This is a genomic window from Ensifer sp. CCNWLY38, from assembly GCF_037120565.1.
GTDB classification, from domain to species: domain Bacteria; phylum Pseudomonadota; class Alphaproteobacteria; order Rhizobiales; family Rhizobiaceae; genus Ensifer; species Ensifer adhaerens_H.
On record NZ_JBBBBO010000008.1, the window covers coordinates 235,693 to 254,916 of the forward strand.

At 60.8% G+C, this 19,224-nt stretch carries 18 protein-coding genes; 16 read left to right on the top strand and 2 right to left on the bottom strand.

Translation table 11 applies throughout. The annotated features are described in order from the left end of the window. Positions 1 to 6: 6 nt before the first annotated feature. The 16 genes from V7S54_RS18880 (at position 7) to V7S54_RS18955 (ending at position 17,966) form a co-directional block, all read left to right on the top strand. A complete protein-coding gene (locus V7S54_RS18880) occupies positions 7 to 657 on the top strand; it encodes an NADH:ubiquinone oxidoreductase (protein ID WP_065374592.1) in 651 nt (216 codons plus the stop codon). A gap of 110 nt (positions 658 to 767) precedes the next feature. Continuing rightward, positions 768 to 2,849, top strand: a complete 2,082-nt coding sequence (gene nuoG / locus V7S54_RS18885) for an NADH-quinone oxidoreductase subunit NuoG (RefSeq protein ID WP_065374593.1) — start codon at positions 768 to 770, stop codon at positions 2,847 to 2,849. A gap of 20 nt (positions 2,850 to 2,869) precedes the next feature. Continuing rightward, positions 2,870 to 3,913, top strand: a complete 1,044-nt coding sequence (gene nuoH, locus V7S54_RS18890) for an NADH-quinone oxidoreductase subunit NuoH (protein WP_065374594.1) — start codon at positions 2,870 to 2,872, stop codon at positions 3,911 to 3,913. Between the two features lie 64 nt (positions 3,914 to 3,977). After that, the gene (gene nuoI / locus V7S54_RS18895) at positions 3,978 to 4,469 is read left to right on the top strand and encodes an NADH-quinone oxidoreductase subunit NuoI (protein WP_025426590.1); all 492 of its coding nucleotides are present in this window, start codon (positions 3,978 to 3,980) and stop codon (positions 4,467 to 4,469) included. A gap of 138 nt (positions 4,470 to 4,607) precedes the next feature. Beyond that, the gene (locus V7S54_RS18900) at positions 4,608 to 5,222 is read left to right on the top strand and encodes an NADH-quinone oxidoreductase subunit J (RefSeq protein ID WP_065374657.1); all 615 of its coding nucleotides are present in this window, start codon (positions 4,608 to 4,610) and stop codon (positions 5,220 to 5,222) included. A 27-nt stretch (positions 5,223 to 5,249) separates the two neighbouring features. After that, positions 5,250 to 5,558, top strand: coding sequence for an NADH-quinone oxidoreductase subunit NuoK (gene nuoK, locus V7S54_RS18905; RefSeq protein WP_034803568.1), 309 nt, complete (start codon positions 5,250 to 5,252; stop codon positions 5,556 to 5,558). A 7-nt stretch (positions 5,559 to 5,565) separates the two neighbouring features. Continuing rightward, positions 5,566 to 7,560: an NADH-quinone oxidoreductase subunit L gene (gene nuoL / locus V7S54_RS18910; RefSeq protein ID WP_065374595.1), complete on the top strand. Its 1,995-nt coding sequence runs from the start codon at positions 5,566 to 5,568 to the stop codon at positions 7,558 to 7,560. Continuing rightward, positions 7,560 to 9,071, top strand: coding sequence for an NADH-quinone oxidoreductase subunit M (locus V7S54_RS18915; RefSeq protein WP_065374596.1), 1,512 nt, complete (start codon positions 7,560 to 7,562; stop codon positions 9,069 to 9,071). Before nuoL ends, V7S54_RS18915 begins: the two co-directional genes overlap by 1 nt. A gap of 19 nt (positions 9,072 to 9,090) precedes the next feature. Further along, positions 9,091 to 10,533 (top strand): NADH-quinone oxidoreductase subunit NuoN, encoded by a 1,443-nt coding sequence (gene nuoN, locus V7S54_RS18920; RefSeq protein WP_065374597.1) that lies wholly within the window; start codon positions 9,091 to 9,093, stop codon positions 10,531 to 10,533. Further along, positions 10,533 to 11,297, top strand: coding sequence for a biotin--[acetyl-CoA-carboxylase] ligase (locus V7S54_RS18925; RefSeq protein ID WP_065374658.1), 765 nt, complete (start codon positions 10,533 to 10,535; stop codon positions 11,295 to 11,297). The genes nuoN and V7S54_RS18925 overlap by 1 nt, the downstream gene beginning before the upstream one ends. Before the next feature lie 26 nt (positions 11,298 to 11,323). Next, positions 11,324 to 12,991 (top strand): ribonuclease J, encoded by a 1,668-nt coding sequence (locus tag V7S54_RS18930; protein WP_057252310.1) that lies wholly within the window; start codon positions 11,324 to 11,326, stop codon positions 12,989 to 12,991. Positions 12,992 to 13,049: 58 nt separating this feature from the next. Beyond that, the gene (gene mce / locus V7S54_RS18935) at positions 13,050 to 13,454 is read left to right on the top strand and encodes a methylmalonyl-CoA epimerase (RefSeq protein ID WP_065374598.1); all 405 of its coding nucleotides are present in this window, start codon (positions 13,050 to 13,052) and stop codon (positions 13,452 to 13,454) included. Positions 13,455 to 13,581: 127 nt separating this feature from the next. Next, positions 13,582 to 13,851: a DUF1467 family protein gene (locus V7S54_RS18940; protein ID WP_065374599.1), complete on the top strand. Its 270-nt coding sequence runs from the start codon at positions 13,582 to 13,584 to the stop codon at positions 13,849 to 13,851. A 753-nt stretch (positions 13,852 to 14,604) separates the two neighbouring features. Beyond that, complete coding sequence (proS, locus tag V7S54_RS18945; RefSeq protein WP_065374600.1) at positions 14,605 to 15,933, top strand: proline--tRNA ligase; 1,329 nt, start codon at positions 14,605 to 14,607, stop codon at positions 15,931 to 15,933. Between the two features lie 19 nt (positions 15,934 to 15,952). Then, positions 15,953 to 17,263 carry a lipoprotein-releasing ABC transporter permease subunit gene (locus V7S54_RS18950; protein WP_065374601.1) on the top strand — a complete coding sequence of 437 codons (1,311 nt, stop codon included), beginning with the start codon at positions 15,953 to 15,955 and terminating at the stop codon, positions 17,261 to 17,263. Positions 17,264 to 17,279: 16 nt separating this feature from the next. Continuing rightward, positions 17,280 to 17,966 (top strand): ABC transporter ATP-binding protein, encoded by a 687-nt coding sequence (locus V7S54_RS18955; protein ID WP_057252300.1) that lies wholly within the window; start codon positions 17,280 to 17,282, stop codon positions 17,964 to 17,966. Between the two features lie 135 nt (positions 17,967 to 18,101). Here V7S54_RS18955 and V7S54_RS18960 read toward each other — a convergent pair whose 3' ends face one another. Together V7S54_RS18960 and V7S54_RS18965 are read right to left on the bottom strand one after the other, a co-directional pair. Next, complete coding sequence (locus V7S54_RS18960) at positions 18,102 to 18,569, bottom strand: DUF5680 domain-containing protein (RefSeq protein ID WP_065374602.1); 468 nt, start codon at positions 18,567 to 18,569, stop codon at positions 18,102 to 18,104. Between the two features lie 80 nt (positions 18,570 to 18,649). Continuing rightward, entirely contained in the window at positions 18,650 to 19,222 is a 573-nt protein-coding gene (locus V7S54_RS18965) for an FG-GAP repeat protein (RefSeq protein ID WP_065374659.1), read from the bottom strand. Positions 19,223 to 19,224: the final 2 nt, after the last annotated feature.

A 19,224-nucleotide genomic window follows, 5' to 3' on the forward strand; every position in this document is an offset into this window, starting at 1 on the left:
CAGGCGATGGCCGGCGCACGCGAGGAGGGACAGATGAAAGGGCAGGCCGAAACAGGCATTCCATTCGCACGTCCGCTCGGCGGCGATCCGGCCGATCCGTTCGGCATGGCCGAATGGATGAAGGGCCTGCCGCAAATGCCGCTACATCCGCTGATGGTTCATCCAGCTGCGGCAGTTGCCGCAGCTACCGCAATCGGCTTCGGCCTTACGAGCCATTTTGCTGGCGCGATGTTCGGCGCGATGCGGGGTGCGGTCGAGGCAGCGCAGAAGCGGGTGGAACCGGCAGAGCAGGACGCAACCACCGTTGTCGCCGAGACGGTGCTCCCGGCAGAAGCGGAAGCGAAAACGGTCGTGAAGCCCGCCGCTTCGCCAAAACGTGTTGCGGCAATGCCGGCCGTTGAGAATGTTGCCGTCGAGAAGGTGGTCAAGGCTCGCGCCACGCGCGTCAAGCAGAAAGCCGCCGACGACCTCAAGCGGATTTCCGGCATCGGTCCGAAGCTCGAGCAGGTGCTGAACGCAAAAGGCATTCGCGGTTTTGCCGATATCGCCGGCTGGAGCGAGGCGGACATTGTTCGCTTTGACGACGAGCTCGGTTTCGGTGGGCGGATCAAGCGGGACGATTGGGTTGGACAGGCCAAGGCGCTGAAGGGCGCGTGAGACAATAGGGGCGGGGACCTGAGACGGTCATCGCCCGCAAGCAGCAAGGCTGTGTTGGAATTGTCCGTCGCCGGAAGGCCGATGGACGGAAGACAGGATTGAGTACGAAGATGGCAAAGCTGAAAGTCGACGGAAAAGAGATCGAGGTACCGGATCATTTCACGCTGCTTCAGGCGTGCGAAGAGGCCGGAGCCGAAGTTCCGCGCTTCTGTTTCCATGAGCGGCTGTCGGTCGCCGGTAACTGCCGCATGTGTCTTATCGAGGTGAAGGGAGGGCCGCCAAAGCCCGCCGCTTCCTGCGCCATGGGCGTGCGCGACCTGCGTCCGGGCCCGAACGGCGAAACGCCGGAAGTCTTCACGACCACGCCGATGGTCAAGAAGGCGCGCGAAGGCGTGATGGAATTCCTGCTGATCAACCACCCGCTCGACTGCCCGATCTGCGACCAGGGCGGCGAATGCGACCTGCAGGACCAGGCGATGGCCTTCGGCATCGATAGCTCGCGCTATCAGGAAAACAAGCGCGCCGTCGAAGACAAGTATATCGGCCCGCTCGTCAAGACCGTGATGAACCGCTGCATTCACTGCACGCGCTGCGTTCGCTTCACCACTGAGGTTGCCGGCATCGCCGAACTCGGCCTGATCGGCCGCGGCGAAGACGCCGAGATCACCACCTATCTCGAGCAGGCCATGACGTCCGAGCTGCAGGGCAACGTTGTCGACCTCTGCCCGGTCGGCGCGCTGACCTCGAAGCCATTCGCCTTCACCGCCCGTCCGTGGGAACTGAACAAGACCGAATCCATCGACGTGATGGACGCGCTCGGTTCGGCGATCCGCGTCGACACCCGCGGTCGCGAAGTCATGCGCATCATGCCGCGCGTCAACGAAGACATCAACGAAGAGTGGATCTCCGACAAGAGCCGCTTCATCTGGGACGGCCTGAAGACGCAGCGCCTCGATCGTCCTTACGTCAAGAAGGACGGCCGACTGCAGTCGGCGACCTGGGGCGAAGCCTTCCAGGCGGTCAAGGCGGCCGTTGCCAATACCTCCAGCGACAAGATCGGCGCCATTGCCGGCGACCTCGCTTCGGTCGAAGAAATGTACGCACTGAAGCAGCTGATTGCTGCGCTCGGCTCCGAGAGTGTCGACTGCCGCCAGGACGGCGCAGCGCTCGATCCGTCGCTTGGCCGCGCCAGCTACCTCTTCAACCCGACCATTGCCGGCATCGAAAGCGCTGATGCGCTGCTGATCATCGGCTCCAACCCGCGCTTCGAAGCTTCGGTCCTCAACGCCCGTATCCGCAAGCGCTACCGCATGGGCAACTTCCCCATCGCCGTCATCGGCGAGCCGGGTGAGCTGCGCTACGAATACGAATATCTCGGCGCCGGCACCGAAACGCTCGCCGAGCTCGTCTCCGGCAAGGGCAAGTTTGCCGCGACGCTCAAGAAGGCGCAGCGCCCGATGATCCTCATCGGCCAGGGCGCGATTGCAGGGGAGGGCGGTGCTACCGTTCTTGCTGCCGCTGCCAAGCTCGCGGGTGCCGTCGGTGCGGTTACTGCCGAATGGAACGGCTTTGCCGTTCTGCACTCGGCTGCTTCCCGCGTCGGTGGTCTCGATCTCGGCTTCGTTCCGGGTGCGAACGGCAAGTCGGCGGCCGAAATGGTCACCGCTTCCGACGTTCTCTTCCTGCTCGGCGCCGACGAGATCGACCTTGCCGGTCGCAAGTCCGGCTTCACCGTCTATATCGGTTCGCACGGCGACAACGGCGCACATGCCGCCGACGTCATCCTGCCGGGTGCGACCTACACCGAAAAGTCCGGCACCTGGGTCAACACCGAGGGCCGTGTTCAGGTCGGCAACCGCGCCGGCTTCGCACCGGGCGATGCGCGTGAGGACTGGGCGATCATTCGCGCACTCTCCGACGTTCTCGGCAAGAAGCTGCCCTTTGATTCGCTTGCCGAATTGCGCTCGAAGCTTTATGCGGCCCACCCGCATTTCGCTGATGTCGACGCGATCGCGACCGGCAACGGCGACGAAATTGCCGCACTCGGCCAAAAAGCCGGTGAGATGGGCAAATCCGTGTTTGCGTCTCCGGTCAAAGACTTCTATTTGACGAACCCGATAGCGCGCGCATCCGCCGTCATGGCCGAATGCTCGGCTTTGGCACGCAACAACTTCAAAGCTGCGGCGGAATGAGCGCGAGGGAATAGAGTATCATGGACGCTTTCGTTTCGACCTATGTCTGGCCCACGCTCATCATGGTCGCCCAGTCGCTGCTGCTCCTGGTCGCGCTGCTGCTTTTCATCGCCTACATTCTGCTCGCCGACCGTAAGATCTGGGCTGCAGTTCAGCTCCGCCGTGGTCCGAATGTGGTGGGCCCGTGGGGGCTTTTCCAGTCCTTCGCCGACCTTTTGAAGTTCGTCTTCAAGGAGCCGGTGATTCCGGCTGGCGCCAACAAGGCGATCTTCCTGCTCGCACCGCTCGTCTCCGTGACGCTAGCGCTTGCCGCCTGGGCGGTGATCCCGCTCAACGCCGGCTGGGTGATCGCGAACATCAACGTCGGCATCCTCTTCGTGTTCGCCATATCTTCTCTTGAAGTTTATGGCATCATCATGGGCGGCTGGGCGTCGAACTCCAAATATCCCTTCCTCGGCGCGCTTCGCTCCGCGGCTCAGATGGTCTCCTACGAAGTCTCTATCGGCTTCGTCATCGTTACCGTCCTGCTCTGCGTCGGCTCGCTGAACCTGACGGACATCGTCAACGCGCAGTCCACCGGGATCGGCACGAACCTCGGCCTGCCGGCATCCTTCCTCGACTGGCACTGGCTGGCGCTGTTCCCGATGTTCATCGTGTTCTTCATTTCGGCGCTTGCCGAAACGAACCGCCCGCCCTTCGACCTGCCTGAAGCCGAATCCGAACTCGTCGCCGGCTTCATGGTCGAATACGGCTCCACTCCGTACATGATGTTCATGCTCGGCGAATATGCCGCCATCTGCCTGATGTGCGCGCTGACGACGATCCTGTTCCTCGGCGGCTGGCTGCCTCCGGTCGACGTCTGGTTCTTGAACTGGGTTCCCGGCATCATCTGGTTCGTTCTGAAGGCATCCTTCGTGTTCTTCATGTTCGCGATGGTGAAGGCTTTCGTTCCGCGCTACCGCTACGACCAACTGATGCGCCTCGGCTGGAAGGTCTTTCTGCCGATCTCTCTTGCAATGGTCGTGATCACTGCATTCGTTCTCAAGCTGACGGGAGCCGCATGACGATGGCTCACGTTTGGCAGCATACCGCCGGTCGCTCCCAGGCCGGCAATTCTGGAGGTAAATGATGGCCGGTCTTTCGCAAGCCGTCAGCTCGCTGTTCCTGAAGGAATTCGTCGGCGCGTTCTTTCTGTCGATGCGCTATTTCTTCAAGCCGAAGGCGACGTTGAACTACCCCTTTGAAAAGGGACCGGTCAGCCCGCGCTTCCGTGGCGAACATGCGCTGCGCCGCTACCCGAATGGTGAAGAGCGTTGCATCGCCTGCAAGCTGTGCGAGGCGATCTGTCCTGCACAGGCCATCACCATCGAAGCCGGCCCGCGCCGCAACGACGGCACCCGCCGTACGGTGCGCTACGACATCGACATGGTGAAGTGCATCTATTGCGGTTTCTGCCAGGAAGCCTGTCCGGTTGATGCCATCGTCGAGGGCCCGAACTTCGAGTTCGCCACCGAGACGCGCGAAGAGCTTTACTACGACAAGGACAAGCTCCTCGCCAACGGCGACCGTTGGGAGCGCGAAATCGCCCGCAACATCGCAATGGACTCGCCCTATCGCTGAGGCCAGAGCGTAGCGCCGCCCCGGGGAGGGCGGTGCATGTGACATAGGTTTGGGCAACGGCCGGACGCGTGTCCGGCTTTGCCTGTGGAGTGGGGCCCGAAGCGCCTCACGCCGTGCAAGACGAAGAAGGCACCGATCATGGGTCTGCAGGTTCTTTTTTTCTATCTCTTTGCCTTCATCGCGGTGGCGTCGGCATTTATGGTCATTGCGGCCAGGAACCCGGTTTATTCGGTTCTGTTCCTGATCCTGACCTTCTTTAACTCGGCAGGCCTGTTCCTGCTGACCGGCGCCGAATTCCTCGCGATGATCCTGCTGGTCGTCTATGTCGGTGCGGTCGCGGTGCTCTTCCTGTTCGTCGTCATGATGCTCGACATCGACTTCGCGGAATTGCGGGCGGGCGTGCTCGAATACGCGCCGATCGGCGCGCTGATCGGCCTGATCCTCGCCGCCGAACTCATCATCGTGGTTGGCGGCGCAACGTTCTCGCCTGAGATCGCCAAGGCGATTTCGATGCCGATCCCGGCCGTGACGGAGCGGACGAACACGGCAGCCCTCGGCGACGTGCTCTATACGCACTACGTCTATTTCTTCCAGATCGCTGGCCTTGTGCTGCTCGTCGCCATGATCGGCGCGATCGTGCTGACCCTGCGCCACCGCGAAAACATCAAGCGCCAGAATATCCCGCAGCAGGTTGCCCGTACGCCTGAGACCGCCGTCGAAGTGGTCTCGGTCAAGCCGGGCCAGGGCATCTAAGTCGGACGCGAGATCGAGGAACATAAAATGGAAATCGGAATTTCCCACTATCTCACCGTCAGCGCCATCCTGTTCACGCTGGGCGTCTTCGGCATTTTCCTGAACCGGAAGAACGTCATCGTTATCCTGATGTCGGTCGAACTCATTCTTCTTGCGGTCAACATCAACATGGTCGCCTTCTCGGCGTTCCTGAATGACATCACTGGCCAGGTCTTCGCCCTGTTCATCCTGACCGTCGCGGCTGCGGAAGCGGCCATCGGACTTGCAATTCTCGTCGTCTTCTACCGCAACCGCGGCTCGATCGCTGTTGAAGACGTCAACATGATGAAGGGCTGATTGGGCTATGGATACCATCATCAAGGCTATCGTCTTCCTGCCTTTGATCGGCTTTCTGATCGCCGGCCTCTTCGGTACTTCGATCGGCGCCAAGGCATCGGAATATGTCACCTGCGGTCTGATGATCATCGCCGCTGCGCTGTCCTGGTACGTCTTCTTCGACGTCGCCCTGGGCCACCAGGAGATGATCAAGGTTTCGGTGCTGCGCTGGATCCAGTCCGGCAGCTTCGATGTCGAATGGGCGTTCCGCGTCGATACGCTGACGTCGGTCATGTTCGTCGTCGTCAACACGGTGTCGACGCTCGTGCATGTCTATTCGATCGGCTACATGCACCATGATCCGCATCGTCCCCGCTTCTTTGCCTATCTGTCGCTCTTCACCTTCGCGATGCTCATGCTCATCACGTCGGACAACCTGGTGCAGATGTTCTTCGGCTGGGAAGGTGTGGGTCTCGCGTCCTACCTGCTCATCGGCTTCTGGTACAAGAAGCCGTCGGCCAATGCTGCCGCGATGAAGGCCTTCATCGTCAACCGCGTCGGCGACTTCGGCTTCTCGCTCGGCATCTTCCTCGTCTTCGTGCTGTTCGGCTCGGTCAACTTCGAGACGATCTTCGCCGCCGCCCAGACCTATCTGCCGGCCGAAGGCGCTGCAGCAGGGGAGGCGGTTGTCACCCTGTTCGGTATGCATCTCGACAAGGCTGACGCGATCACCGCTGCCTGCCTGCTGCTCTTCATGGGCGCGATGGGTAAGTCGGCGCAGTTCCTGCTGCACACCTGGCTGCCGGACGCGATGGAGGGCCCGACCCCGGTTTCGGCTCTTATCCATGCCGCAACCATGGTTACCGCCGGCGTCTTCCTCGTCGCCCGCATGTCGCCGCTCTTCGAACTGTCGCCGGACGCACTGACCGTCGTGACGATCATCGGTGCCATCACCGCCTTCTTCGCAGCGACCGTCGGTCTCGTCCAGAACGACATCAAGCGCGTCATCGCCTATTCGACCTGCTCGCAGCTTGGCTACATGTTCGTGGCGCTCGGCGTCGGCGCCTATGGCGCAGCGATCTTCCACCTGTTCACGCACGCCTTCTTCAAGGCCCTCCTGTTCTTGGGTGCCGGTTCGGTCATCCACGCCGTCGATGGCGAGCAGGACATGCGCTACATGGGTGGCCTTAGGAAGCATATCCCGGTCACCTACTGGATGATGTTCATCGGTACGATCGCGCTGACCGGTGTCGGTATTCCTGGTACGCTCTTCGGTACGGCAGGCTTCTTCTCGAAGGACGCGATCATCGAGTCGACCTTTGCTGCGCATAGCTCGGTATCCGGTTTCGCCTTCGCCCTGCTGGTGGTCGCCGCGCTCTTCACGAGCTTCTATTCGTGGCGCCTGGCCTTCATGACGTTCCACGGCAAACCCCGTGCGTCGTCGGATGTCATGCATCACGTGCACGAGTCGCCGCAGGTCATGCTGGTGCCGCTCTACATTCTCGCCGCCGGCGCACTGGTCGCGGGCTTCCTGTTCCACGACTACTTCTTCGGCCATCACTACGCCGAGTTCTGGAAGGGTGCGCTGTTCACCTCGGCGGAGAACGAGATCCTCGAGGAGTACCACCACGTACCGCTGTGGGTTAAGTGGAGCCCGTTCTGCGCCATGGCGCTCGGCCTCTTCACCGCCTGGTACATGTATATCCGCCGGCCGGAACTGCCGAAGTATCTGGCGGACCAGCACCGTGGCCTCTACCAGTTCCTGCTCAACAAGTGGTACTTCGACGAGCTCTACGATCTGCTGTTCGTGCGCTCGGCCAAGTGGCTCGGCACCTTCCTCTGGAAGGAAGGCGACGGCCGCGTGATCGATGGCTACGGCCCGAACGGCATTGCCGCGCGTGTGCTCAACGTCACAGACCGCGTTGTCCGCCTGCAGACTGGTTACCTCTATCACTACGCGTTCGCGATGCTGATCGGCATTGCCGCGCTTGTTACTTGGATGATGTTCAGGAGTTCCTTCTGATGACCGATTGGCCCGTACTTTCCGCGGTCACCTTCATGCCGCTCGTCGGCGTACTGCTTCTCTTGCTCACAAGGGAAGACAGCGCCTACGGCCGCCGGAACATCCTGAACGTTTCGCTGCTGACGACGATCTTCACCTTCGCGGTGTCGGTCTACATCTGGTACCAGTTCGATGCCTCGAACCCCGGCTTCCAGATGCTCGAAAAGCACGAGTGGCTCGGCACCGGCATTTCCTACCATCTCGGAGTCGATGGCATCTCGGTGCTCTTCGTCGTGCTCTCGGCCTTCCTCATGCCGTTCTGCGTGCTCGCAAGCTGGCTGTCGATCGAGAAACGTCTCAAGGCGTACATGATCGCGTTCCTGGTCTTGGAAACGTTCATGATCGGCGTCTTCGTGTCGCTCGATATCGTGCTGTTCTACGTGTTCTTCGAAGCCGGCCTGATCCCGATGTTCCTCATCATCGGTGTCTGGGGTGGCAAGGACCGCGTCTACGCTAGCTACAAGTTCTTCCTTTATACGCTGCTCGGCTCGGTGCTGATGCTGCTCGCGATCATGGCGATGTACTGGCAGGCCGGTACCACCGACATCACGCAGCTGCTCGCCTATAACTTCCCGCGCCAGATGCAGACGTGGCTGTGGCTTGCCTTCTTCGCTTCCTTCGCCGTGAAGATGCCGATGTGGCCGGTTCACACCTGGCTTCCGGACGCGCACGTTCAGGCGCCGACGGCGGGCTCGGTCATCCTGGCCGGCATCCTCCTGAAGCTCGGCGGTTACGGCTTCCTGCGCTTCTCGCTGCCGATGTTCCCGTTGGCATCCGACTACTTCGCGCCGTTTGTCTTCACGCTCTCGGTCGTCGCCATCATATACACCTCGCTGGTCGCGATGATGCAGACGGACATCAAGAAGCTGATCGCCTATTCGTCGGTTGCGCACATGGGCTATGTGACGATGGGTATCTTCGCCGCCAATGTTCAGGGCGTTCAGGGCGCGATCTTCCAGATGCTCTCGCACGGCATCGTCTCCGGCGCACTCTTCCTTTGCGTCGGCGTCGTCTATGACCGTCTGCATACCCGCGAGATCGCGGCCTATGGTGGCCTCGTCAACAACATGCCGAAGTATGCTGTCGCCTTCATGGTGTTCACCATGGCCAACGTTGGCTTGCCGGGCACGTCTAGCTTCGTTGGTGAAGTGCTGACCCTCGTCGGCGCCTTTCGTGTCAACACCTGGGTTGCGCTCTTCGCTACTTCGGGCGTCATTCTCTCGGCCGCCTACGCCCTCTGGCTTTATCGCCGGGTCGTCTTCGGTGCCCTGGAGAAGGAAAGTCTGAAGTCTTTGCTCGACCTTTCCGGTCGTGAAAAGGCGATCCTCTATCCGCTGGTGATCCTGACGATCTTTTTCGGCGTCTATCCGGCACCGATCTTCGATGCGACCGCGGCTTCCGTGGATCTGCTCGTCAACAACTACTCCGCAGCCCTGCAGGCAGCGCAAAACGTTGCGCTTTCGGTGCAATGACCACAGGACGTGATTGGACATGACTGCTGAAACCCTCCTTGCAAGCCTGCAACTCTCGATCCCCGAGTTGATCCTCGCGGTCGGCGCGATGGCATTGCTGATGATCGGCGTGTTTGCCGGCGAAAAATCGGCGTCGACGGTCACCGGCCTTGCGGTTGCCGTTCTGATCATCGCCGGTCTCTGGCTCGTGCTAAAGACCGGCGAAGGCTCGGCCTATGGCGGCGCCTTCCTCTCGGATCCCTTCGCCAAGTTCATGAAGGTGTTGGCGTTGATCGGTTCGATCACGGCACTGGTGATGACAGTCGGTCACGCGCGTTCCGCCCAGATTGATCGCTTCGAGTTCCCGGTGCTTCTGGTGCTGGCAACGCTCGGCATGCTGTTGATGATCTCGGCCAACGACCTGATGTCGCTGTACCTGTCGCTGGAACTGCAGTCGCTGGCGCTCTACGTCGTCGCTGCGATCAACCGCGACAGCATCCGCTCGACCGAAGCTGGCCTCAAGTACTTCGTGCTCGGTGCGCTTTCCTCGGGCATGCTGCTCTATGGCATGTCGCTGATCTACGGCTTCACCGGTCACACCGGCTTTACCCAGATCGCCGCTGCGCTGACCGCAGAGGGACGTTCGCTCGGCCTTATCTTCGGTCTCGTTTTCGTGCTCGCCGGTCTCGCCTTCAAGATCTCGGCCGTGCCGTTCCACATGTGGACGCCGGATGTTTACGAAGGCGCGCCGACGCCGGTCACCGCCTTCTTCGCGGCGGCGCCGAAGGTTGCGGCCATGGCGATCCTCGTGCGTATCGTCATCAATGCCTTTGAACCCGTTGTTGCCGACTGGCAGCAGATCATCGTCTTCATCTCGATCGCTTCGATGCTGCTCGGTTCCTTCGCGGCGATCGGTCAAAAGAACATCAAGCGCCTGATGGCCTATTCCTCGATCGGCCACATGGGCTATGCGCTGGTCGGCCTTGCCGCCGGCTCGATGGCGGGCGTTCGCGGCGTGCTGCTCTACATGCTCATTTACATGGTCATGACGCTCGGCACCTTCGCCTGCATCCTGGCGATGCGGCGCAAGGAAGGCGAAAACGTTGAAAACGTCGACGACCTCGCTGGTCTCTCGCAGACGAACCCCTTCATGGCGACCGTACTGACCATCCTGATGTTCTCGCTCGCCGGCATTCCGCCGATGGCAGGCTTCTTCGGGAAGTACTTCGTTTTCATGGCCGCGATCGAAGCGCAGCTCTATGCACTCGCCATCATCGGTGTCCTCGCATCCGTTGTCGGCGCCTATTATTATCTGCGCGTCATCAAGGTGATGTGGTTCGACGACGCCAAGGGCGAGTTCGCCCGCACGGCTGGCGAACTGAAACTGGTGTTCGGTCTCTCGGGTCTGTTCGTCCTTGGATACGTCCTGATCGGCGGTCCGCTTGGAAGCGCTGCCGAGGCCGCGGCGCGGACCTTCTTTTGATCGCCCTTGAAAGCGGCGGCCGGATATCGCCCGACGATTTCCGGCACGTCGCTCTCGATGCGGTCGGATCGACAAACAGCGAATGCCTGGCGCGCGCGCGCCAGGGCGATCCGGGCAATCTCTGGGTCACGGCTGTCAGGCAGACCGGTGGCCGGGGACGCCGCGGTCGCGCTTGGTTTTCAGAACCTGGCAATCTCTACGCATCGCTTCTCCTGATTGATCCGGCGCCGATCGAGCATCTGCATTCCCTGCCGCTCGCCGTTGCTGTTGCCGTGCACCGGGCAATCCGCCAGGTGATGCCGCCGGGCGCTGCACCGGTCGAGATCAAATGGCCGAACGATATTCTCATCGACGGCAAGAAGACCTGCGGCATCCTGCTCGAAGGTGAGGCGCTTGCAGATGGGCGCCAGGCACTGGTCATTGGCTGTGGCATCAACATTGCCGTCCAGCCGGATGAGGCCCTCTATCCCGTGACCTCGTTGAAGAGCGAAGGCGCTACGGTTTCTCCGGACGAACTTTTCGCGCGGCTGTTCATGACGATGGCGGAGACGTTGTCGCTGTGGGAGCGCGGCGCAGGTATTGCAAAGACCATAGAACAGTGGCGATCCGCCGCCCGCGGCATCGGTGAGACGATAACTGTGAACCTGCCGGACCGGTCGCTTTCGGGTCGCTTTGCCGGTATTGATGAGACCGGGCGGTTGATGCTCGATACCGGGTCAGGCACGATGCACGCGATTGCCGCCGGCGACGTATTTTTCGGATAATTCCTAGAACAAGGGCGCATTACAATATGGCGCAAGAAGAAGAACTGGTGTTCTTGCCGCTCGGCGGCGTCGGCGAAATCGGCATGAATCTTGGCCTATACGGCTACGGACGGCCTGGAAGCCGCCAGTGGATCATGGTCGATTGCGGCGTCACCTTTCCGGGGCCGGACCTTCCGGGCGTGGATCTGGTTCTCGCAGATATCAGCTTCCTGGCGGAAGAGCGCCGCAATCTCAAGGGCATCATCATTACCCATGCCCACGAGGACCACTACGGTGGCCTGAACGATCTGTGGCCGGGCCTCAACGTTCCGGTCTATGCCTCGCCGTTCACGGCAGGCATGCTGGAAGCCAAGCGCGATTTCGAGAGAAGCCGCAGTGAGATCCCGGTGACGATCTTCAAGCAGGGCGACCGCATCAATGTCGGCCCGTTCGAGATCGAGGCGGTCGGCGTCAACCATTCGATCCCCGAGCCGATGTCGCTGATCATTCGCACGCCGGTCGGCACTGTCGTTCACACCGGCGACTGGAAAATAGACCTGCATCCGTCGCTCGGGCCCCTGACCGACGAGACGCGTTTCCGCCAGATTGGCGACGAAGGCGTGCTGGCGCTCATCTGCGATTCCACCAATGCGATGCGCGATGGTGTTTCGCCGTCGGAACAGGAAGTCTCCGAGAGCCTGACGAAGATTATCGCCAACGCCGAAGGCCGGGTCGCGATAACGACTTTCTCCTCGAATGTCGGGCGCATCCGCTCGATCGCCGAGGCGGCGGAAGAGGCGGGCAGGGACGTGCTGCTGCTCGGCAGTTCGATGAAGCGGGTCGTCGCCGTGGCTGCGGATCTCGGCCTCATGGAAGGCATCAAGCCTTTCCTTGCCGAAGACGAGTTCGGCTACGTGCCGCGCGACAAGGTCGTGGTCATCCTGACCGGTAGCCAGGGTGAGCCTCGGGCAGCACTCGCCAAGATTGCCCGCGACGAGATGCGCAACGTGGCCTTTTCCGCCGGCGATACGGTCGTTTTCTCCTCGCGCACCATCCCCGGCAACGAGAAGGCGATCAACGACATCAAGAATGGTCTGGTCGAACAGGGCATACACATCATCACCGACAGTGAAGCGCTGGTGCATGTGTCCGGTCATCCCCGCCGCACCGAACTGCAGCAGATGTATCAATGGCTGCGCCCGCAGATTCTCGTTCCGGTTCATGGCGAAGCCGCGCATCTGACGGCCCATGCCGAACTCGGTCAGCAGTCGGGCATCGCCAGCGTTCCGCGCCTTCGAAACGGTGAAATGCTGCGTCTTGCACCAGGCCCGGCCGAGGTCATCGACGAAGCGCCGCATGGCCGCATCTACAAGGACGGCAACCTCATCGGCGATTTCGAAGAGATGGGCATCGGCGAACGCCGCAAGCTCTCCTTCGCAGGGCACGTCGCCGTCAACGTCGTTCTCGACGGCCGCTACGATTTCCTTGGTGACCCGGACATCGTGGCGATCGGTCTGCCGGAATTCGATGACGAGGGCGAAGACATGGAGGATACGCTCTATGACGCGATCCTCGGTGCGGTCGAGAGCATTCCGCGAGCAAAGCGAAAGGATCTGGCCATGCTGCAGGAGGCGGTTCGCCGCGCCGTTCGCAGCACAGCCAACCAGACGTGGGGCAAGAAGCCGATTGTAACGGTGTTCGTCACCAAAGTCTGATTGGCGGTCGCCCCGCGGCAGTGTAAGCGGGGCCGGTACAGGACGCGGGAGGATCGCAATGCTCGGAAGAGTAAACCATATCGCCATCGCCGTGCCGGATCTTGCCGCCGCCGCCGAAAGCTACCGCTCGACGCTTGGTGCATCCGTCACCGAGCCGCAGACGTTGCCGGAACACGGCGTAACCGTTGTGTTCGTCACGCTGGCCAACACCAAGGTCGAGCTGTTGGAGCCGATCGGCGAGACCTCACCGATCGCCGCTTTCCTGGCGAAGAACCCTTCGGGCGGGATGCATCACATCTGCTACGAGGTGGACAATATCCTCGCTGCACGCGACGCGCTGCGTGCGGCCGGAGCTCGCGTTCTGGGGGACGGCGAGCCGAAAATCGGTGCGCATGGCAAGCCGGTGCTTTTCCTGCACCCCAAGGATTTCCAGGGTACGTTGATCGAACTTGAAGAGGTGTGACAGTTGACCGCGCGATGCGCGTTTGTCTGATCGGGCAGGCGGCGCTATAAGGCGGACAGAATGTCGCGGAAGTCGCGGCGAAACGGCCTGCGGTCGTTACGTCGATCGCCTTCACCGGGAGCCGGAAATGCCACTGTTTTCAACTTTTGCTATTTACTTCATCATCTGGTGGATCACGCTGTTTGCCGTTCTTCCCTTGGGAGTGCGCACGCAAGCGGAAGAAAACAGCGTCGTCCCGGGAAGCGTCGAAAGCGCGCCGGCCAAGTTCAATGCGAAACGGGTCGTGTTTTTGACCACGGCGATTGCGGCTGTCATCCAGCTCGCCTGGTATATCGTCTCCGTCAAACTTGGCTACGGGATCGATTCCATTCCGCGGTTTTATCCGAAATTCTATTGATAATTTCGGCAAGGCGGATGGGCTGAGCCCAATCGCAAGGCGACCGAAGAGTTTTCAGGATGCAGAGCGCTGGATTTCTGCGTCATGATGACGCCGCGCGCGATGCTGTGGGTGGAACCAGCGCAATTGCAGGGTTGACCGCCGCCGAATTGACATAGTTCAATTTTTACATCTGCTTCGTGCTCGCGACGAGGTCGAGAAAAGCAAAAAAAAACAAGGCTAAAAGCCTTGTTTTTCAAGTTTCGCGTGATCCTAATCCGTTTCCGGCGGCAGCGACGAAGCGCGCCTAAGATCTTATCCTCCCAAGACTTGACCGCGAAAGTCGGCAAGAATTTAGTCTTCATGCCTGTTTTGTGAGCCGAAATTAGCCCAAACATTAAGCTGTGTCATCCTGTTTTTTTGCATTTTTGCTACAGTTGGGTAAAATATTCCCGTTGACAACTCCTGTCGTAATCTTGTTACTAGCGTGCTCTTTTGACGCAGGCTTTTCCGGTCTTTTCCCCTCAAAATCAGTGGCTCCGAACTTTCCGGCGATGGCCAGAGAGTAGGGTTTTCTTCCGCCTGCGAAGCAGATATGAACGCAAGGCTCATAAAGGTTCACGCTGGCTTTGCCGGCGATGGATAATGGAGAGCTCGACCCCGAGAAGCAACGGTCGCCCTTGCCAGTCTACCGGCGAAGAAGGCACCCGAGCTCAACGTCATTTCGCCCGAATCCGCCGATAGTGCGACGTTCATCAAGTTCTGGAACCCGTCATGCGCCTGTCCCGCTTTTTCATGCCCATCCTGAAGGAAAATCCTAAGGAAGCGGAAATCGTTTCCCACCGCCTCATGCTCCGTACCGGCATGATCCGGCAGCAGTCCTCGGGCATCTATACCTGGCTGCCACTGGGCAAGCGGGTTCTCGACAAGGTCAATGCGATCATCCGCGAAGAGCAGAACCGCTCAGGCGCAATCGAACTCTTGATGCCGACGCTGCAGTCCGCAGAGCTCTGGCAGGAAAGCGGCCGCTACGACGCCTACGGCAAGGAGATGCTGCGCATCAAGGATCGCCAGGACCGGCCGATGCTCTATGGCCCGACGAACGAGGAAATGATCACGGACGTCTTCCGGTCCTACGTGAAGTCCTATCGTGACCTGCCGCTCAACCTCTACCATATCCAGCTGAAGTTCCGCGACGAGATCCGTCCGCGTTTCGGCACCATGCGCTCGCGCGAGTTCCTGATGAAGGACGCCTATTCCTTCGATCTCGATCGCGAAGGGGCAGAACACGCCTATAACCGCATGTTCGCGGCTTACCTGCGCACGTTTGCGCGCATGGGTCTTCGCGCCATTCCGATGCGTGCCGACACCGGCCCGATCGGCGGCAACCTCAGCCACGAATTCATCATTCTCGCCGACACCGGCGAATCCGAGGTCTATTGCCACAAGGACTTCCTCGGCTTCGATATTCCGGGCGAGGAAACCAACTTCGAGGATGTCGCCGGCCTGAAGGCGATCTTCGACAAGTGGACCTCGCGTTACGCCGCGACATCGGAAATGCACGACGAGGCCGCCTTCAATGCGGTTGCTGAAGGCGACCGCCTGTCGGCCCGCGGCATCGAGGTCGGCCACATCTTCTACTTCGGCACCAAGTATTCCGAAGCCATGGGCGCCAAGGTTCTCGGCCCAGACGGCAAGGAGCATGCCGTGCACATGGGCTCCTACGGCATCGGCCCGACCCGCCTCGTGCCGGCGATCATCGAAGCGTCGCATGACGACAACGGCATCATCTGGCCGAAGTCGATCTCGCCGTTCGATGGCGTCATCATCAACATGAAAGCGGGCGATGCCGCTTGCGACGGCGCCTGCGAGACGCTCTACTCCGAACTCGGCAAGGCGGGATTCGAAGCACTGCTCGACGACACGGACGACCGCGCCGGTGCGAAGTTCGCAACTGCGGACCTGATCGGCGTGCCGGTCCAGATCATCGTCGGCCCGCGTTCGATCGCCAACGGCGAAGTCGAGGTCAAGGACCGCAAGACTGGCGAGCGCGAGACGATGACCGTCGAAGCGGCGATCAACAAGCTGATCGCAACGAAGTGATGAGGCGAGGGAAGGCAGGATGACCGCCGTGACTGAAGATCAGGTGCAGGCTGCGACGCAGCCTGAAAAGTCCTCCAGCCGTCCCTTTTCCGCCTTCGAGCGCATGGTAGCCTGGCGCTATCTGCGTTCCAGGCGCAAGGAAGCCTTCATCTCGGTGATCGCCGGCTTCTCCTTCATCGGCATCATGCTCGGCGTCGCGACGCTGATCATCGTCATGGCCGTGATGAACGGGTTCCGCACCGAGCTCATTTCCCGCATTCTGGGCATCAACGGTCACATGATCGTGCAGCCGATCGACGGGCCGCTCAACAACTATGCGGAGCTGGCGACCAAATTCTCGGGCGTCAAGGGCGTCACCATGGCAATCCCATTGGTCGAGGGCCAGGTTCTGGCCCAGGGCGTGGGCGACAGCTCGACCGGCGCTCTGGTGCGCGGCATCCGCGCCGACGATCTCGGCAAGATGAAGTCGGTCTCCGACCATATCCAGTCCGGCGACATGGTCGGCTTTGCCTCCGGCTCCGGTGTCGCGATCGGTTCGCGCATGGCCGAGCAACTCGGCATCCGCGTCGGCGGAACAATCACGCTGACCTCGCCCAATGGCGACGTGACGCCGCTTGGCATGAATCCGCGCGTCAAAGCCTACACCGTCTCGGCGATCTACGAGATCGGCATGTCGGAATACGACTCGACGATCATCTTCATGCCGCTTGAAGAGGCGCAGCTTTTCTTCAACGCGGAGGGGCTTGCGCAGTCGATCGAGATCTTCGTCGAGCACCCTGATGTCGTCGACGAACTGCGCCAGCCGATCGAGGATGCCGCGGGACGACAGATCTTCATTACCGACTGGCGCGACCGCAACAAGACCTTCTTCTCGGCGCTCGAAGTCGAGCGCAACGTCATGTTCATGATCCTGACGCTGATCGTGCTGGTCGCGGCGCTGAACATCATTTCCGGCCTGATCATGCTGGTGAAGGACAAGGGCAGCGACATCGCGATCCTCAGAACGATGGGCGCGACTTCCGGGTCGGTGATGCGTATCTTCTTCATGACGGGTGCGGCGATCGGCGTGGCAGGAACGGTCGCCGGCGTGGCGCTCGGCGTCGTCGTCTGCCTCAACATCGAATCCATTCGGCAGTTCTTCTCCTGGATCTCTGGAACCACACTTTTCAGCCCAGAGCTCTACTTCCTGAGCCAGCTTCCCGCCGACATGAATGCCGATGAGACCGCGCTCGTCATCGTCATGGCACTCACCCTTTCCTTCCTCGCCACAATCTTCCCGGCCTGGCGTGCTTCGCGCCTCGATCCGGTGCAGGCCCTGCGTTACGAATGACAAGGACATCAACTGAATGAATGCGCGCGTGGCACTGCAGCTTTCCGGCGTCGAGCGACACTACGGGGAGGGCGAAACGTTCCTGTCCATCCTCAAGGGGGCGGATTTTACGCTGAGAAGTGGTGAGACGGTTGCGCTGGTCGCGCCTTCGGGTACCGGCAAGTCGACGCTCCTGCATGTCGCCGGACTGCTGGAGCGCCCGGATGGCGGCGAAGTGCTGGTCAACGGCGTCTCCTGTGGTGGCCTCAATGACGATCGGCGCACGGCGATCCGCCGCAACGAGATCGGCTTCGTCTACCAGTTTCACCATCTGCTTCCCGAGTTCTCGGCACTTGAGAACATCATGATGCCTCAGCTGATCGCCGGCTTGCCCAAGGCTGAGGCCGCCGATCGGGCAAGGGCGCTGCTCGACTACATGCGCATCGGTCACCGTGCCGATCATCGCCCGACGGAGCTCTCCGGCGGCGAGCAGCAGCGCGTCGCAATCGCGCGCGCCGTCGCCAACGCGCCGCTCGTGCTTCTTGCGGACGAGCCGACAGGCAATCTCGATCCGGAAACCGCCGGCTATGTCTTTGAAGCGCTGGAGGCGCTCGCGCGCCAGTCGGGCCTCGCGGCCCTGATCGCCACGCACAATCATGAACTCGCCGGGCTGATGGATCGGCGCGTGACGATCGAGGACGGGAAGGTCGTCGAGATGAACTGATGGCACCGGCCGAGCGGGCGCGTTGATCGCCCAGCGCCGTTGCCTCCAACTGTCTTTGGCCAGCGCGGAAGAAACGTCTCACAGTTCAGTCCCAGACCGCCCTGGGCATGGCGTACGTGTCTTCTGGCGTCGCTCCTAACGCCGGATCAGGCCGCCGCGATAGTCGAGTTCGTAAGCTTCCTCGCCATCGACGAAGATGACCTCATGACCGGAAAAATGTTCGGTGTCGCCGCGGCTGCTATCGATGTAGTAGCCATGCGCATGCCGAAACTCCATACCGCCGAGGAAGTGCCGCTTCTCACGATACATCGCCTGTAGCGCAGCCTTGATGACCAGACCTGCCTTCTCTCCAGTTATGAGCTCGGGGCGCATAATCCGGCCGAAGTAGTTCATCGCCCAATGCGGTTCGCCATCCTGCCAGACCGTTTCCTGTCCTGCAAAATCGGTTCCGCCGAAATAGCTGTCGAGATAGCGCCAACTGCCCGTTTCGTAGCCGATGTCATGGGAGCCTTGGCGAGAGGAAGGCCGCGGCACGCCTCCGCCGACATAGGTTTTCGATTTGGCTTCGACGATAAAGTCCTTCAGGTCTTCGAGCGCGGTCATGATCGTCCCTCGTATGTTCCATGTCGAGGATGTCTTGATCCGCGAAAGTTGTAAAGAACAGATAGAGAACAGGTGCCCGATTATTGAACGCCGCAAGCCTTCTGCCCGCGATCGTCGTTCCAGTCCTTGAGCAGGACGAGTTCGCCCTTGGTGGCTATGGCCTTGTCGTTGGATTTGCCCTTGCCTGTCAGAACGTTGAGGTCGCACTTCAAGGTGTTGTCTAGATCGAGCGTATCATAGGATGAGTAGGTATAGCCGGCGACCACGAACTCGAAATTGCGGTAGGCGACCGTCAGTTTCTGTTCCCAGCGGTCACGTCCGATGGAATCGTTGTGGCTGGAGATGAGCAAAGAACCGCTCGGCAGCGCCTCGACCCACGGCGCCTGTCCGGCAAAGTCAAAGTCGCCCCAAATCTTGTTCGGGATCGCCGACTTCAGCTCAAGAGCGCCATTCTCACCGGTCAGATAGAGATAGACACCGTTGTCATCGTCGCTTCCATCTGCGGGGCGCACGATCAGGGCGAGGTCCGCGTCACCGTCCTTGTTCCAGTCGCCGGTCGCCGCGGAGACGATGCGGGCAGGGTCGATCGTTTCGGCCGCGGAGGCGACGGCCGGAACCAGAAACAGCAATGGCAGAATCAGCCGTGCATGCATGT